Origin of the sequence: Kamptonema sp. UHCC 0994, assembly GCF_029167235.1 — a bacterium.
In the GTDB taxonomy this organism is placed as follows: domain Bacteria; phylum Cyanobacteriota; class Cyanobacteriia; order Cyanobacteriales; family Microcoleaceae; genus Kamptonema.
On the sequence record NZ_JARFTR010000080.1, the window covers coordinates 18,381 to 34,438 of the forward strand.

Annotated in this window: 12 protein-coding genes; 5 read left to right on the top strand and 7 right to left on the bottom strand. The window is 41.5% G+C overall.

The window, feature by feature from the left end; all coding sequences use genetic code 11:
• Nucleotides 1-11 precede the first annotated feature (11 nt).
• A complete protein-coding gene (locus tag PY364_RS08110) occupies nucleotides 12-1,688 on the bottom strand; it encodes a glycosyltransferase family 4 protein (RefSeq protein ID WP_275521732.1) in 1,677 nt (558 codons plus the stop codon).
• A gap of 181 nt (nucleotides 1,689-1,869) precedes the next feature.
• Here PY364_RS08110 and PY364_RS08115 point away from each other — a divergent pair, with 181 nt between their 5' ends.
• The 4 genes from PY364_RS08115 to PY364_RS08130 all read left to right on the top strand — a co-directional run bounded on the left by PY364_RS08115 (nucleotide 1,870) and on the right by PY364_RS08130 (nucleotide 7,880).
• A complete protein-coding gene (locus PY364_RS08115; RefSeq protein WP_275521733.1) occupies nucleotides 1,870-2,118 on the top strand; it encodes a DUF3134 domain-containing protein in 249 nt (82 codons plus the stop codon).
• Nucleotides 2,119-2,266: 148 nt separating this feature from the next.
• Complete coding sequence (gene mraY, locus PY364_RS08120; RefSeq protein ID WP_275521734.1) at nucleotides 2,267-3,364, top strand: phospho-N-acetylmuramoyl-pentapeptide-transferase; 1,098 nt, start codon at nucleotides 2,267-2,269, stop codon at nucleotides 3,362-3,364.
• A gap of 442 nt (nucleotides 3,365-3,806) precedes the next feature.
• Nucleotides 3,807-6,854: an ATP-binding protein gene (locus PY364_RS08125; protein WP_275521735.1), complete on the top strand. Its 3,048-nt coding sequence runs from the start codon at nucleotides 3,807-3,809 to the stop codon at nucleotides 6,852-6,854.
• Between the two features lie 78 nt (nucleotides 6,855-6,932).
• Nucleotides 6,933-7,880, top strand: coding sequence for a glycosyltransferase (locus PY364_RS08130; RefSeq protein ID WP_275521736.1), 948 nt, complete (start codon nucleotides 6,933-6,935; stop codon nucleotides 7,878-7,880).
• 16 nt (nucleotides 7,881-7,896) lie between these two features.
• Here PY364_RS08130 and PY364_RS08135 read toward each other — a convergent pair whose 3' ends face one another.
• Nucleotides 7,897-8,550 carry a glutathione S-transferase family protein gene (locus PY364_RS08135; protein WP_275521737.1) on the bottom strand — a complete coding sequence of 218 codons (654 nt, stop codon included), beginning with the start codon at nucleotides 8,548-8,550 and terminating at the stop codon, nucleotides 7,897-7,899.
• Between the two features lie 309 nt (nucleotides 8,551-8,859).
• Here PY364_RS08135 and PY364_RS08140 point away from each other — a divergent pair, with 309 nt between their 5' ends.
• On the top strand, nucleotides 8,860-9,552 hold the full coding sequence (locus PY364_RS08140; RefSeq protein ID WP_275521738.1) for a pentapeptide repeat-containing protein: 693 nt from the start codon (nucleotides 8,860-8,862) through the stop codon (nucleotides 9,550-9,552).
• A 64-nt stretch (nucleotides 9,553-9,616) separates the two neighbouring features.
• Here PY364_RS08140 and PY364_RS08145 read toward each other — a convergent pair whose 3' ends face one another.
• From PY364_RS08145 to PY364_RS08165, 5 genes are all read right to left on the bottom strand, one after another.
• Nucleotides 9,617-10,012 (bottom strand): phosphomannose isomerase type II C-terminal cupin domain, encoded by a 396-nt coding sequence (locus PY364_RS08145; RefSeq protein ID WP_275521753.1) that lies wholly within the window; start codon nucleotides 10,010-10,012, stop codon nucleotides 9,617-9,619.
• A gap of 544 nt (nucleotides 10,013-10,556) precedes the next feature.
• Complete coding sequence (locus PY364_RS08150; RefSeq protein WP_275521739.1) at nucleotides 10,557-12,200, bottom strand: SWIM zinc finger family protein; 1,644 nt, start codon at nucleotides 12,198-12,200, stop codon at nucleotides 10,557-10,559.
• 9 nt (nucleotides 12,201-12,209) lie between these two features.
• Entirely contained in the window at nucleotides 12,210-12,428 is a 219-nt protein-coding gene (locus tag PY364_RS08155) for a type II toxin-antitoxin system HicB family antitoxin (protein ID WP_275521740.1), read from the bottom strand.
• A gap of 3 nt (nucleotides 12,429-12,431) precedes the next feature.
• Complete coding sequence (locus PY364_RS08160; RefSeq protein WP_275521741.1) at nucleotides 12,432-12,662, bottom strand: type II toxin-antitoxin system HicB family antitoxin; 231 nt, start codon at nucleotides 12,660-12,662, stop codon at nucleotides 12,432-12,434.
• A 154-nt stretch (nucleotides 12,663-12,816) separates the two neighbouring features.
• Nucleotides 12,817-16,035 (bottom strand): WGR domain-containing protein, encoded by a 3,219-nt coding sequence (locus tag PY364_RS08165; RefSeq protein ID WP_275521742.1) that lies wholly within the window; start codon nucleotides 16,033-16,035, stop codon nucleotides 12,817-12,819.
• Between the last annotated feature and the right edge of the window lie 23 nt (nucleotides 16,036-16,058).

Sequence of the window (16,058 nt, forward strand, 5' to 3'; positions counted from 1 at the left end):
TTTGTTAGTTGTTAGTTGTTAGTAACTAAGATATCAAATTTCATCAGATAAAGCAAAGTCCGACGAAGATAGGCTAATTCTTTCTCATTTTTAGCATAGCGTCTGAGAATTTCTCCCACACTCATACCACCCTCTTGCTTGATTGCATCCACAATATCTATCTGAATACTAATAGGTATTCTCCTTTCTGAACCAAAGCTAGTTATCCACATATTATGAATTTCTTTCAAACGTTCCGGTGTCGCCATTTTCCCCCAACTAATTACCATTTCATTGCTTAGCGTTTTAGTCGGATAGTGGCTGAATGCCTTAAATGGATCGTCGCAAAGCGGATAAGGTGATATCTCTGGTTTTAAAGGCACAGATTCCGGCATAGTAGCCCTTATTTCAGCTAATTCCTTCCACAACTGTTCATAAGCAGCAATTACCACTTTCCAATCATAAATCTCCTTCACCCGTTGCCGCCCATTTTCTCCCATTCTACGCCTTAATTCACTACTAGCAATTAATTTGCTCAATGCCTCCGTACAGGCATCAATATTAACTGCTGTCGCCATCGAAGTATGCCCCATATAAGTTGGCCAATTTAAGCTACTGTCGAGATAATTTACCGTCAAATCTAAGCAAGAATTTGCTGCGGGACTCAGTGTGGGAATCCTGAAACCATCTATTTCATGCCTGACAGATTCTTTGTATCCATTCCAATCTGAAACAACCGCTGGCAATCCATTTGCCATTGCTTCAATTGGCGTTAGCCCAAAACTTTCTTGAATATTGTCAGAAAGCGAGATAAAAATATCAGCCGCCGACCAGATATTTACTCTAATTTCCGGTTTGCGTCCGTCCACAAAAATATGATTTACAGAGGGACAAAAAGCCTGAGCACTACTTTTAAATTCTGGCTCTTCTCTGGGATCTTCAATCCAACCAGCCTGGATTAAATGAATTTTAGTATTTGCCTTTTTGGCAGCTCTTTCTAGAGCCATATACATCGGTACTGGATGAGCTTTTGCAGAGAAGGTTAATCGCCCCACAAACAGCACCACAATATCATTATCAGCAATTCCAAGTGCTTGCCGCTGCTGATTACGAGCATTGATTGCTTCAACCCCCTGCGGAAAAGAACTATAATTAACTCCGAGGGGGATAATCGGTAATTTTACTAAATTTTGGGGTTTGCCACCAGTGCGATTTGCTAAATATTCTGCCCAATTTTCTAACACTGCTTCTACTGCCATCTTAACAGCTACAGAAGTACAGATTAAAGCATCCCAAGGTTGAACTGGTGCTATTAGTAAATCGCCAATTCTTTCCATCACATACTTAGTTGCTATCGTGTGAGTAACGCCGCAAATACTGTAAGCTCTTTGGTCTGCAAATCGACGTGCCCATGCCATTTCTGAGAGGGTTGGATCGGGTCGATAAAGTATACCAGGTTGAGCTAACAATTGGGATTCTATGGTTGGAATCCAACGCACTTTTCGAGGTTGTTGTAGCCAAGGACGGATGCGTTCGCAAAACTCGCTAAATGTTCCTTGATTTTCGGTGTAACAGTACAAAGATTCACCAGTTCCGTATTGCACTAAGCTTTTGAGAAACCCTTCTCCTGCGGAATGGCGGCCGAGAAGTCTAGTTCCGCTGGTGTCGTAACCGTCCTTTGTGTACCAAATAGCCGCACTAATAGTCATTTTTTAATTTATTGTCCGATAGGATAGTGTTAGATTAAAATATCTAGGGGCAAATCGGCTGAGGGAGACTAGGGACTGACCGCACGACGCGGATGCGCGGATATTCAACAATCCCAATTCCTAAGACCCACACCATAAGCTAGATGCCTTCTACCCTATCGCGTTTTTTGGACAAATAATCATGTATAACCCTTCTCTGCGTCAAATACCTCGCCATGAACCGGCTGAGGTCATTCCACTAAAGCAAGAATCTTCGCTTTTAGAGTGGTTGGAAGCAACAGGTCGTCTGTTGGCGCGGGATAATCAAGAACCGGATTATGTGCTCGATGCAGAACCAGAAATCACAGATTTGATGGGCGGTGATGATAGTCCTTACGATGATATGGATGATGATGTTGAGGACGCGATTGAAGTAGACGACGATATGTAAGAACGAAGGAAAAAGGAAGAAGGAAGAAGGAAGAAGGAAGATTAGATTTAACTAATTAATTTTTCCTTTCCTTCTATTTCCCAATTCCCAATTCCTAATTTTTTGATTTCCCAATGAATATGTATTATGGAGCGGTGAGGAAGATTTTGTGGACGAAAAACTATCATTGAGCAAGCCTTTTAATCTTTCAGGAACAAATCTATTATTGTTGCTGGGGCTGTGCTTAAGCGCTTCCGCCATCGGTTTAGATTGGACTGCTGGGAGATTTTTAGATATAGAGCGATCGATCTTTCTACCCTTAGCTATTTCTGCTGTCACTGTAGCTATTTTGGGCTACTGGATAGTGCCTTTACTCCAGCAACTCAAAGCAGGGCAAATTATTCGTGAAGACGGCCCGCAAGCTCACTTGCAAAAAGCAGGAACGCCAACAATGGGCGGCATATTTTTCGTGCCAACGGGGGTAGCGATCGCTCTTTTATGGTCTAAATTTAACTCCGATGTTATTGCTGTATCAGTTGTAACCTTAGCTTATGCTTTCATCGGCTGGCTAGATGACTGGCAAATCCTACGCCGCAAGTCTAATAAAGGTATTTCACCGCAGATGAAATTGGCATTACAAATTAGTTTCGCTGTCTTATTTTGTCTGTGGCTAGCATTTCGCCAACCTGCAATTCTCACAACTGTTTCCTTGCCTTTTGGTCTAGCATTACCTTTGGGTTTATTGTTTTGGCCGCTAGCTACATTTGTATTAGTAGCTGAGAGTAATGCTACAAATATTACGGACGGTATTGACGGATTAATGGGCGGTTTAGGTGCGATCGCTTTCCTAGGTTTAGGTGCATCTGTCGCAGAGATTTCGCCAGAATTAATGATTTTTTGCGCCTGTATTAGCGGCAGTTGCTTAGGCTTTGTTACTCAGAACCGCAACCCTGCCCGCGTGTTCATGGGTGATACAGGAGCCTTAGCTTTAGGAGGCGCTTTAGCGGCGATTGCGCTATTAACTAATACTCTCTGGCTACTCTTAATTATCAGCGGCATTCTATTTGTGGAAACGATGTCAGTAATCGCCCAAGTTGGGTATTACAAAGCTACGAAAGGGCCTGACGGTGTGGGTAAACGCTTGTTAAAAATGGCTCCGTTACACCATCATTTAGAGCTATCTGGATGGTCAGAAACTCAAGTTGTTGGGAGCTTTTACGCAATTAATGTGATTCTAGTTATCATCAGCTTAGTTATCAGTCATTAAACCTCTAACAGTTAACAGTTAACAGTTAACTGGTAATACCAATTCTGAAAAGTTATGCAATAATAATAGCCGTAGGTTGGTTGTAACGAAGTGAAACCCAACATCAAGATTGTAGCAATACTTTTCAGAATTGGTATAATAAAATCAGTTAAATTTGTTACACGATCTGTTGCCATGCTCTGCAATAAGCTAAGTATGATTTGAGTCCGCGTAGGCCGAATTTTTTGTATAGCAGCGATTTATAATCGCCAGGAAAAGTATAGTTTTCCGATCGGATTTACTATGATTTGTGTTGCAGGATACTGCAATATATAACATTATAGATATATGCTTAAATTCAGGGTGCTAACTAATAACTAAAACCTCTGCATTTTCCAGCATATCGTTAAACTTATTGACAGCAGAGTTCATATTTTTTAAGTGAGTAAACTTATCATTAATTATGGCTGCACCAAACCGCAAGATTGTTAAAGAGCGGCGAGACTACAACACTTGGGTAGCGAATGAAACCCTAGAAGATTATTCCCTCCGCTACGCTCCCAAATCCTTCAGGAAATGGTCAGAGTTTCTAGTTGCCAACACTGCTATAGGAGGCATTTCTTTTCTTGCTCTAGAGGCAATTGGCGGTTCCCTGATGATTAGTTATGGTTTTGCTAACTCGTTTTGGGCAATTATTACTGTAGGTGCAATTATTTTTCTTGCAGGGTTGCCAATTGCCTACTATGCTTCAAAATACAATATTGATATAGATTTATTAACAAGAGGAGCAGGATTTGGTTACATCGGCTCTACAATCACCTCGCTGATTTATGCTTCCTTTACATTTATTTTCTTTGCCTTAGAAGCGGCGATTATGGCTCAGGCATTGGAACTATATTTTCACCTATCTTTACCAATTGGCTATGTACTTTGTTCCCTAATTATTATTCCCTTAGTTTTTTACGGAGTGACATTAATTAACCGGTTGCAGTTGTGGACTCAACCCATATGGCTAATATTAATGATTGTTCCCTATATTTTTGTGCTTTACAAAGAGCCTAATGCTCTTACAAATTGGTTTAAATTTGCCGGAGAATCACCTAGCGGAGCGGCATTTGACCCCTTATTATTTGGTTCGGCAGCAACGGTATCTTTTTCTTTAATTGCTCAATTAGGAGAGCAGGTTGACTATCTACGTTTTCTACCTAATCAGGAAAAAAATAATCGTTTTCGATGGTGGATAGCAGTAATAGTAGCTGGCCCAGGCTGGATAGTTTTGGGAGTAGCAAAACAGTTAGGAGGAGCATTTTTAGCATCTTTGGCAATTAGTCATGGCGTGGCGATTGCCAGTGCTAAACAGCCAATTCAAATGTATTCGGCCGGATTTGCCTATATATTTTCTAACCCCAGCGTGGTTTTATCTATTGCAACACTGTTTGTGATTATTTGCCAAATCAAAATTAATGTTACCAATGCCTATGCAGGATCGTTAGCTTGGTCAAACTTTTTTTCTCGACTTACTCACAGCCATCCGGGGAGAGTTGTTTGGCTGGTTTTTAATGTCGCGATTGCGTTATTATTGATGGAGATGGGAGTCTTTGAAACCCTACAAGCAGTTTTGGGACTATACTCGAATGTCGCGATTGCTTGGATTGGAGCTTTAGTCGCCGATTTAGTAATTAATAAACCCCTAGGCTTAAGTCCATCATACATTGAATTTAAACGAGCTTATCTCTACAATTTTAATCCTGTAGGATTTGGCTCGATGACCATCGCCTCAATTATTTCAATCATCGCTTTTGTCGGAGCTTTTGGCATTTATGCCCAAGCTTATGCACCTTTTATTGCTTTAGGAGTAGCCTTTATTCTCTCTCCTATTATAGCGATAATTACTAAAAGCAAGTATTATCTTGCTAGAGAAAACATTTATCGCCAAGGAGCGAAGTTTGACTCTGTTTTTGACTCTCAGCACTTACGAACTAAGAGTCTTAAATCTCAATCAGCTCTAACCCGCCTTTTTAAGGGAGGAATCTTAACCCCCATTTTTAAGAGGGGTGCGGGGGAACTCTCCATAAGTCCTGATTCTTTAATCTCTTGCTGCATTTGCGAGCAGAAATATGAGCCAGCAGATATGGCATTTTGTCCCGTTTATGACGGGGCAATTTGTTCCCTATGCTGTAGTCTAGATGCTCGTTGTGGAGATAAATGCAAGACCTCAAATGCGACAATAGAAACTATGACTATAGCCATTGGGCAATCTATTTTTAAAGAAAAGTTTTCCCCTAAGTTAGGTCTTCGGCTTGCAAAATTTCTAGAAATTTTTCTGTTAATATCTTCTTTGACCGGGGCAATCTTTGGTCTGGTTTACTATCTGGGAGTTGTCCGCTCTCCTGAAATTCCGACAACGACTGCTGAGGCATTAATCGGAGTTTTTGTATTACAATATGGTTTGTTATTAGTATTAGCTGGTATTGGTACTTGGTGGTTAGTGCTAAGCGAAGAGAGTCGGGAGTTAGCGGAAGCAGGACTAGACAAACAAAACCTGCAACTTCAGCAGGAAATTAGAGAGCGACTGCGAGCAGAAACAGCCTTGCAACAACTCACTCGCGATCTAGAAAGCCGCGTGGAGGAACGCACCGCTGAATTGTCAGAAGCTCTGAGCAATTTAAAATACGCTCAAGCGCAGTTAGTTCAGACTGAAAAGATGTCCAGTTTAGGCCAACTTGTAGCAGGAATTGCCCACGAAATTAATAATCCTGTTAACTTTATTTATGGCAATTTAGAATATATTAGAATATATGTTCAAGATTTACTAGATTTAATTGCAATTTATCAAACTGAGTTCCCACAAGTAAGTCCTCAAATCCAAGATAAAATTGAAGAAATGGAACTGGAATTTCTTCAAGAAGATTTACTAAAAATACTCTTATCCATGAAGGTCGGAGCAGAACGTATCCGAGGGATTGTGATGTCTTTACGAGTTTTTTCGAGATTAGATGAATCTGATGTTAAAAAGGTTGATATTCATGAGGGATTAGACAGTACGTTGATGCTTCTAGCACACCGCCTCAAAGCTAATCCAGATCGTCCAGAAATTAAATTAATTAAGGAGTATGGAAATTTACCATTAGTTAAGTGCTACGCAGGACAATTAAATCAGGTATTTATGAATATTTTGACTAACGCGATTGATGCCTTAGAAGAACAGAATATAAGTCGTACACTCTCAGATATTAAAGTAAATCCTAATCAAATTACAATTCACACAGCCATTATTAATGAAGGTAATTGCGTTGAAATTCGCATCAGAGATAATGGAGTTGGAATGCCGCCAACGGTTAGAGAGAAAGTTTTTGATTATTTGTTTACTACAAAAGCTGTAGGGAAAGGGACGGGTTTGGGTTTATCTATTAGCTATCAAATTGTGGTAGAAAAACATCAGGGGAGTTTGACCTGTGAATCAGAATTTGGTAAAGGAACGGAGTTTATAATTACTATTCCTATTGATTAAGCAAAAATGTCCTGGCGATTGAAATCGCGCCTACACAAACAAAGTCCGCCTACGCGGACTAATATGGAGGTTTGGTTAATGATTTCGGTGGTAGTTCCTATTTATAATGGCGAGACGGATTTGCCAGATTTAATTAATTGCCTGAAAGCTCAAACTTATCCAGCCGAGGAAGTAGAGTATTTACTGGTTGATAATAAAAGTAGCGATCGAACTTTGGCTATTATTCAAGCAGTAGAAGAAGAAAGCAGGCATGATACCTGCTCTACAATTATAATTAAATTGCTTACAGAAAACAAAATTCAAAGTTCCTACGCTGCCAGAAATACAGGCATTCGTGCCTCCAAAGGCGATATAATTGCTTTTACCGATGCCGACTGTCGGCCACAACCAGAATGGTTAGAAACTTTAATTAGACCATTTGCCGATCGCGATGTGGGAATTGTTGCTGGTGAAATTCTTCCTATTCCGGGTAAAACCCTCTGGGAACAACACGCCGCCATTGAGAATACTCTTTCCCAGAAACATACTTTAGCTCATTCTTTCTGTCCCTACGGTCAAACGGCAAACTTAGCTATCCGCAGAGAAATATTAATAGAAGTAGGATTATTTCGCCCTTATCTTACCACTGGTGGGGACGCTGATTTGTGTTGGCGAATTCTGCGAGAGACATCCTATAAATTGGAATTTGCCGAAGGTGCGATCGTTCATCATCGACACCGATCTAGCTTCCAGCAATTACAAAGTCAATGGCGGCGTTATGGTGAGTCAAATAGATATTTGCACCAACTGTACGGTGTTGATTTGATGCGAGAATTGACGGTAGGGGAATATATTTATCGAGTAGCGCGGTGGTTGTTGAAGGAATTGCCGATCGCATCTCCCAAAGCGATCGCGGGCAAAGCAAATCTGGCAGAATTATTCAATACTCCCATTGGTTTGTGCAACGTTTGGGCCCGATCGCGGGGACAAAGGGAAGCGAAACTACCAGAAAAAGCTAAGGAAATTGAGTTAATGCGATCGCCATAATCCTTTAAACTCAATTCTACTGCGCCATTCGAGCTGCTATGCGAGATTTTATCCATTCTATAGCTGCTGGTGTCGGTTCAGTAGCTTTCCACGTCGGACGTGCGATTAAGCGATCGCACCAAGCATTCAATTTCGGATAGTCACTCAAAGAAACACCGCCTCTCGGTAGCCAAGGTATAACAGTACCCGCAACAACATCGGCTAGAGTTAAGTTTTCACTACCAAAGAAAGAGCGATCGCCTAATAAACTCTCAAAAAACTTTAGCACTGTAGAAATTTTCTGCAATGCTAGCTCAATTTTTTCCGCATCTCCTGCTGGCAAACCTAACATCTTTGGAGACAGTACCATCACAGCAGGAGACAACTCATTTACTGTCACCATTTGCACCATCCGCACGATCGCGACTTCCTTTGCATCTTTTGGTAACATCGCAGGCGTGCGATATTTTGCCTCTACATAATCCAGCATTGCCAAAGATTCAACTACATTAAAGCCGTCATCTACCAAAACTGGAATGTGATGGAAGGGATTAATCGCCAAAAACTCTGGTTTAAACTGATCCCCATCTAATTTTACCTCTACCAGTTCAAACTCAATGCCTTTCTCCAGCAGTGTAATCCAAACGCGGCGCGAGTTGAAAGAAATCGCCTGGTGATAAAGCTTCAGCATGGTAAAATCTCAAAGTTGGTTGAGTAAGGCGGACAACGGCAATTTTAACACTTTTAGGACTTAAACTAGAGGTGGGGAAGTGACAACCCGCCCCCAACCATTCTTACTTAACCTGTTACAATCATAGAAACAAGTGAGACGATCGCGGATAGCAGGAGTATTTCCCTATCCAATTAAAACAACTAACTATTAACTACTAACAATTATCAATAAGTGATTACTGTCACACTCCCCAAAGATTACAATCACCCCTAAGCCTCAAAAAATAGTGCATATTTAAAATAAGGAGACATTGGTGAGGTTGGGGAGATGAGAGTTGGTATTTTGGCAACAGCAGGATTGTTATTGACACTCGGTTTAAATGCTCCAGTGAAAGCGGAAAATGCGGAGCATCTCAAGCAGTTACTTGAAACCAAAAATTGTCCGGGATGCGACTTGACGGGAGCAAAACTTGCAAGAGTTGACCTCAGCGGTGCAAACCTCAGCGGTGCAAACCTCAGCGGTGCAAACCTTACAGGGGTTAATCTTAATGAAGCGAAGCTGAATCAGGCAAATTTGAGTAAGGCTAACTTACAGAGTGCGACTCTGATTGGAGCTAGACTGCACGGTGCAAATTTGGAGCGGGCGAACTTGAGCCGTGCTAATCTGACTCTGGCTGGCATGGTGATTGCTAATCTGGATCGTGCTAATCTCAGCTATGCAAATTTGCTGGGTGCAAATTTGGAAAGTGCAAATCTGGTGGGTGCAAATCTCAGGAATACTCGCCAGTCTATGGCGAATTTAACTAATGTCAGTCTCAAGGGTGGGAGTTTACTGGGGATGGAAGTGATGGGAGTTAACCTACGGGATGCAGATTTAACTGGTGCTAATCTCAGCGGTGCAAATCTGGTTAGTTCAGATTTGACAGGCGCTAATTTAAAAGATGCTAACATCGCGAATGTGAATCTTAGAGATGCAGCGATGCAAGATACCAGAATGCCGGATGGAAAACTGCGTTCCTAAGTTATAAGTTATTAGAAATACAAGGTGGGCAATGCCCACCTTGCTATGATTTGAGATTAATTTTTTATTCGTCTTCAGGATCTTCTGGAAATCGGATGATGTCATCCTCACCTAGATATTCACCATTTTGAACTTCAATCATTACTAAGGGAATTACCCCTGGATTTTCCAAGCGGTGAGGTGTGTTCATCGGTACATAAGTTGATTGTTTTTGCATCAAAAATTTCTCTTTTCCGTCGCAGATAACTTTAGCAGTACCGGAGACAACTACCCAGTGTTCGCTACGGTGATAGTGCATCTGAGCACTCATGTGATGACCTGGTTTTACTTCAATGCGATTAATCCGATAACGTTCGCCTTCTTCTAAGATTGTAACTTTACCCCAGGGCCGTATCCGAGTATTACCATCGGCAGGTAAGGTATCAGTAGGAGTTTGTTGTTCAGTGTCGTTAGAAGTCATAATCATGTCCGAATAAATACTTGTCATTGCGAGCGAAGCACTTGTCATTGCGAGCGAAGCACTTGTCATTGCGAGCGAAGCACTTGTCATTGCGAGCGAAGCACTTGTCATTGCGAGCGAAGCGAAGCAATCCCAACACCTTGCGTTGGCGTAGCCTGCCCGAAGGGCTTATGCTTCGCTTCCCGCCACGCTTCGCTCGCGGCTTCGGCTTTTCGCAATGACAGATCGCAACTAATATCATTTCCGTTTTATTACTATAAAAAAAATCACGCGCCGCCAATTGGTTGCCCCTTCGTAAAACCTCAGAACTAGACTGCTCAACTCCAGCGGGCTCAGTGCTACCTGCCTCATTCAATTCACAGAATTTAAACCGGAATAGCAGGTAGCACTGAAAGCCCGCACAGTCAAGAGCAGGCTAGTGATGCGTGCTAGAACTAAGCGCAAGGACGGCGATCCACCGCCCGGATTGCAAGGCTGTTTACCATTTGTAAGGATACGGAATACCGGGTACTTACGGCGCGTAATTCACTAACTTACTATTAACTTATTGACTTTGGCGGCTGTATTGCATCCGCAGAGCCAAAATGTGTTCGCAAGGGCCCTTGTACAGCTTATTTTGCTGATGCCAATTGCAATTACATTCTCCTTGAATTATACGCTCATCTACGTCAACTGTCAAGCAGGGATCAAAACTTTTTTCTTTGTCCCTGACATTTCCATGTAAAGTAAATGCACCAGCCGCATCAATATTTGACCCAGTTACCTGGACTGCATTTTGACTCAGAAAGCGAGTAGCTTTCTCCTCTCGCTCATTAGCAAAACGTAACCTTTCCATTGGCAAAGGTTCTCGGCTTAATTCCCGTACCCGATAAACCTGTTTATTCAGATCGTAAATAGCTCTTCCAGCCTGAGTGTAAGCACTTAAAGCGCCTAAAACTGCGGCCCGACTTAACTTAAGTCGCTGGGCCAAACTATCAGGAGTTTCTCGCCAATTTTCCCGCAAAGCATCAAAAATAAGTTGTTGTGTCCAACTATCAACATCAGCACGGGGAGCCATTAAATCAAAGTTACCAGATTTTGACCAATCATTCGCACTCCATCCTGATAATCCCAAGGTAAAGGACATATCGCCTAAATCAGCTACATAAAAGGACGGCATTCCCGTACCTAATAAATGTACGGTAAACTTTTTAGCTACAGGAATTAAACGCTCTAAAATGTGCAGGCGGCGACGGCCCCAAACCCGAACTTCTTGTGCTTGCAAACCATGATAAATCGAACGGTGACAAACTATTTCTGTCCCCCAAGGTTCAAAAATTATCCGCACAGGTTCCCCTGGTTTCAGATGGTAACGCAGACTGCGTGGCCCTTTTTTCTCTTTATGGCGGCGCAGGATAAAACACATATTATGAATATCCATCGGATGCAAATCAAATTGCGTCGCGGGTAAGGACATAGCTGAACTAACTTGTAGAAAACCTCTTACCCAACTGTCAGGTAAATCAATTTTAACTTCTTTAAATACCTCTTCATTAGTAGTCTGAACTTCAAAGCCAGAGGGGTCAACTTGTAGCAGGGTGGTTTTGTAACTACGAACTTTTTGAAATTCATCATAAAGGGCCGCTGAGTAATCAACATTGGTAGTGCCGCAAGCAAATTCATTGATGTTTTTAAACACTTCGTAGCTTGCACCCAAACGGCCATAGCTTGATTCATCTACGCTGAAACATTCAAAGAATACTTCATCTGGATGGACGGTAATTACTGGGTCAAAGACAAAATAAAAGTCTAATTCTTTTTGCCAAACATACTGGCGGAAGGCTTCTCGCGCCCTATAATAAGGTTTTAAACGTTCAGAACGGCGCTGGTAAAATTGGTTTAATTCTGCCTGCAATGGCTGGATTTTTGCAGCTAATTCTTGACGCTGATTGGCAACAATTTGCCAGTCAATTTTTTCCTGTTTGGCCCGCCATTCTTTATAAGCAGTTTTATCTTTGGGCTGGAATCGCATATCGGAGACTACGACATCGTGTAAGGCACTAATCGCCTCGCGAAATGCGACATTTTGACGCAATTCTCCGATAAAATAAGTGGGTGGGCGTTTGGTGTCTGGGGAGAAAGACATCTGGGTATTTCCACCACTTTCACTAACACCTGAGTTGCCTTTGTAAGAGTAGTTAAATTCCATTGTTTTTCCTCAACTAGCTTGGTAAATTGCGGGTCGATATTTGGGGTTAGGAATAGGCTTACTCTCGGCCATAGCGGCCTCAAGCCAAGCAGATTTAGCAATTATTACCTCAAGAAGTGCTTCTTCTGGTGTTAAACCAAAAGCACAACAGTATTTTAGGTCGGGAATATCGGCGATATAACCTTTATCTTCTTCGCTGTAGAAAATATTAATGTGATAATCTTTCATAATTCATTCTCCCACTGCCTGAAGGGATTTTCCAAATATCTTAGGTTTTGGTAAAGGTTTACCGTCTTCTAATGATGACTCAATCAGAAGTTCTAAGACTTCTTGGGCATTTTTAAGCGCTTCTTGATATGTATCTCCGTGCGTGTGACAAAATTTTCCCCACTCAGGGAGGCTGACAACAAAACACCGATCTTCATCTGACCATTGAATAATTATACTATAGTGACAAATCATTTTATTTTTCCTCTTCTTCTCTGTTATATCAATTCTCCAAAGTTGTGCAACAGTATTCGGGGCGGGTTATTTAATATTTTGGCTTCTAGCATGGATTTGGGCGAACCCGCCCCTACAAAAATTATTATGGTACAATTCCGAATCAAAATAAACACTAACTTCTAACTTCGACAACTTCCTTCACCTGAATAGGTAAATTAAGCTGCGGATAAACCTTGTGAATTTTTAACATAGTTTGAATCGCAGCGGCCTTATCCCCAATAGCAATTGTAGCAGATTGTCGAGTTAAAATCTCGGCTACAACCATCGCCGCTGCTTCACTTTTTTGCGCTTCTGCATCCAGAAAGGCAAAAATTCTCTGTTTAGCAACTCTACCCCGATTTACGCGCGATAATACGGTGATAAAATAAGGCATTAACTCTCTCAATCGATCGGGACGATCGACGGCATAACTTTCTAGATAATTAGTAGCAAATAACTGCATATCTCCCGAAGGATGTTCGCTAAATTTTAGCAGATAATCTTGTCCGTAAGCTGCTTGAAAATTGCGACTCACTAAGTCTCGTCCAAATTGGCGCACATCTTCCCGAATGCTATCGCAGATGCTAACCATCACCTCTGGAGTCCATTCTTCGCTAGAAAATTCTGTCTTAAAAGTTTGATGGGCAAATTCCCGCGAATCATCCCATTTTGACTCAAGTAGGCGCACTGCCGCTAACATTTCCTGGGAATTGCTGCGAATGCGATCTAAATTTGCTACAAACATTTTTCGCGCCGCCTCTCGCACTGACAAAATTTCGTGACTAGCCAGTTTAACTATGTCTATTATATCAAATTCTGCTGCCCAAGTTGGGTAATTTACTCCGAGGATAAAACCTCCTAATTCTTGAGTCGCAGAGGATTTAGCTTTAAGCAGTCGCAAAGCGGTATCTCGATCGATACTAGACATCCATTCTGGAATGTCTTCTCGCAGTAAACTCACTAAATAGCTGTGAACGCCTTGATGTCTTTCTGGAATCATTAACACATCAATAAACTCAGACACTAACTGAGTAGCAAAAGCTGGATATTCTCTGCTTAAACGCCGAATGACTGGTCTAATCGCATTGCGAATTTCAGCCACAGGATTAACAGCCATTGCTATTATCAAAATACTCTGAGAACCGATCAAAGTTTCATCTGGTAATTGCCCAAATAATCTAACTCCAACTACTCGCACTTGTTCATAGGGCGATTCTAAGAGAGATTCTATCAAATTTGGCGGTAAATTAGCAGCGTTGATTTCGTGATTTAGTAAAATCCGCGCCCCTAATTCTTGAATTTCAGGTAGGGGGTGTCTGAGTAAATCAAGGATAATTCCTAATCCTAAATTTCGCAATTGCGGCGTAAAGCTAATTAGCAAAGTTTCGGCAATTTCTTTCGCTATTTCCCCTAATTCGGTTGTTTCTCCTGGGAAAGCTAACAATTCAGCAATAATTCGTGCGATTAATACTCTGGCAGTGTTATCATTAATAATGGATGAACTCAACAATCGACGAACAAATTGGCGAGTATCTGTTTGTGCGCTAGTAACTAATGCTGCGATAAATTGGCTGTCTTCTAAGAAATATTCGCGCTGTTCTTCTATCCAGCGGTAAGCTGATGTTCGCGACTCTTGAAATACGCAGTTAGTTACAGCTAAAACTAATTGTTTGTTAGCTGGATGTCGATGATAGCCACCATTTATTACCAAATCAAAAGCTAATTTGGCGGTGACTTCGTAAGGTTTACTCAGAAGTTTGATAATTGTATCAACTTCTATGCTAGGGAAAAACAGGGGACAAAAGTTTAAGGCTTTAACAGCAAATTTATGAACAGGAAAACAATTGCTTTCTAATAACAATTGTAGTAGTGCTTCTGGGTTTTGCTGCCACAGTTGAGGAAATGCTTCTTCTCGAACTTCTGGTTCTGGATCTCCAGGTTTATAGGTTTCCTGACAACGCCATGCTTTGTTATTTGGCAATAAAACATAGCGGGGACTATTCTCATATAAAATGTGGTTAAATGTTAAATCTTTAGCATAGACATCCCAATCATAACTGTAATGAATCTGAGTCCAGTTAGATCGATCCCAGACATAAAAATTGCTTGTTTTGACTTCCCCAGCATCAGCATCTGTATATTGAAGGAGAAGGGTGACAGCCATTTTTATATAATCATAATCACTTTCTTCACCTAATTGTTTAAGAGTTCGCCAAACCCGCCGTTGTAGATATTCGCGAGTTTTATTGCTGTAGGCAATTCTCCCATTATCGCTCTCCATTTCCTGGACAAATTCATTAAGTTTAACTCTTTCATGCTTGCGGGTTTGGGGATTATAATGATATTCGTATTTTGTCAAGTACCCGCCTTCTGGGAGTCCGATATAATTACCATCGCTGCGAAACATTGCCGATTCTTTTTCAAATCGACGGGCAAGAATAGCAAAAACTTCGGCATCATGGCGATATTCAGCCATCTTGAAGATGTGACGAATTTGTTTAAAATAGTTTGGTTTTAGCGGTGCAGTCGATAAAATATTAAGTAGGGCAGGACGCACTGAACTGTTATCAATTTGATAGATAGTATCGAGTACGGACAAACGCTGAGTTTCACTGTTATTAAGATAACTAATTAAGGCTGTTGAAAATGACTCTGCTGAACCATTTTGTGCTATTTCTCGCAATTCTAATGGCAGTTGCGCGATTTTTTCTGAGCGCAATTTTGCCTTGGTTTCTTCATCGGATAATTTAACAATTGCTTCCCAAGCAATGCGGCAAACAAATTCGGGCATTGCTGCTTCTTTAGGTAGCAAATCGCCGTTTACAATTCTTTGAAGTGCCGGAATTGCACTCTCATCGCCACACCAACCCAAGGCCCAAGCAATGCAATAATCTCTTAAGCGATCGCCACTACGAAATAATTGAATTAACAACGGCGCAGCTTCCCGGATCTTCAATTCCCCCGCACGCCAGATAGCACGTTCCAATGGCCATTTACTATTGCTACCACCAGCGAGACGATTGATAATAGCTTGTTTACGCGGATCTCCAACTGAAATCTCTGCAACTGTGGCGGTTTGCGGTGCAGCAGGCGCAACATTTATCCCTGTACTCGTAACGTCGCGATAGCCTTTTTTCGTCTTTTCCCCAACCAACTTATCAAATACTTTTTGAGCTTGTGCCAAAGGTACAGCTTTATCAGTTTTTGTCCCTTCTTTGAGGTTCGTACCTCGGCGACCGTAGCGGAAGTTTACCAGATAAAGGTCTTCCCCCACCTGGCACAGATCCACTTCATAAACCTTATCGGAACCTGCTTCCTGGAAATGAAGAGTAGTTTGTTTAATCAGTTTCATCAGATTTACCGCCAGATGCCTTA

Coding starts and splice junctions, on each gene's coding strand:
- PY364_RS08160 (WP_275521741.1), bottom strand. CDS start 12,662: ATGATTTGTCACTATAGTATAATTATTCAATGGTCAGATGAAGATCGG.
- PY364_RS08165 (WP_275521742.1), bottom strand. CDS start 16,035: ATGAAACTGATTAAACAAACTACTCTTCATTTCCAGGAAGCAGGTTCC.
- PY364_RS08110 (WP_275521732.1), bottom strand. CDS start 1,688: ATGACTATTAGTGCGGCTATTTGGTACACAAAGGACGGTTACGACACC.
- PY364_RS08150 (WP_275521739.1), bottom strand. CDS start 12,200: ATGGAATTTAACTACTCTTACAAAGGCAACTCAGGTGTTAGTGAAAGT.
- PY364_RS08145 (WP_275521753.1), bottom strand. CDS start 10,012: ATGACTTCTAACGACACTGAACAACAAACTCCTACTGATACCTTACCT.
- PY364_RS08135 (WP_275521737.1), bottom strand. CDS start 8,550: ATGCTGAAGCTTTATCACCAGGCGATTTCTTTCAACTCGCGCCGCGTT.
- PY364_RS08155 (WP_275521740.1), bottom strand. CDS start 12,428: ATGAAAGATTATCACATTAATATTTTCTACAGCGAAGAAGATAAAGGT.
- PY364_RS08130 (WP_275521736.1), top strand. CDS start 6,933: ATGATTTCGGTGGTAGTTCCTATTTATAATGGCGAGACGGATTTGCCA.
- PY364_RS08115 (WP_275521733.1), top strand. CDS start 1,870: ATGTATAACCCTTCTCTGCGTCAAATACCTCGCCATGAACCGGCTGAG.
- PY364_RS08125 (WP_275521735.1), top strand. CDS start 3,807: ATGGCTGCACCAAACCGCAAGATTGTTAAAGAGCGGCGAGACTACAAC.
- PY364_RS08140 (WP_275521738.1), top strand. CDS start 8,860: ATGAGAGTTGGTATTTTGGCAACAGCAGGATTGTTATTGACACTCGGT.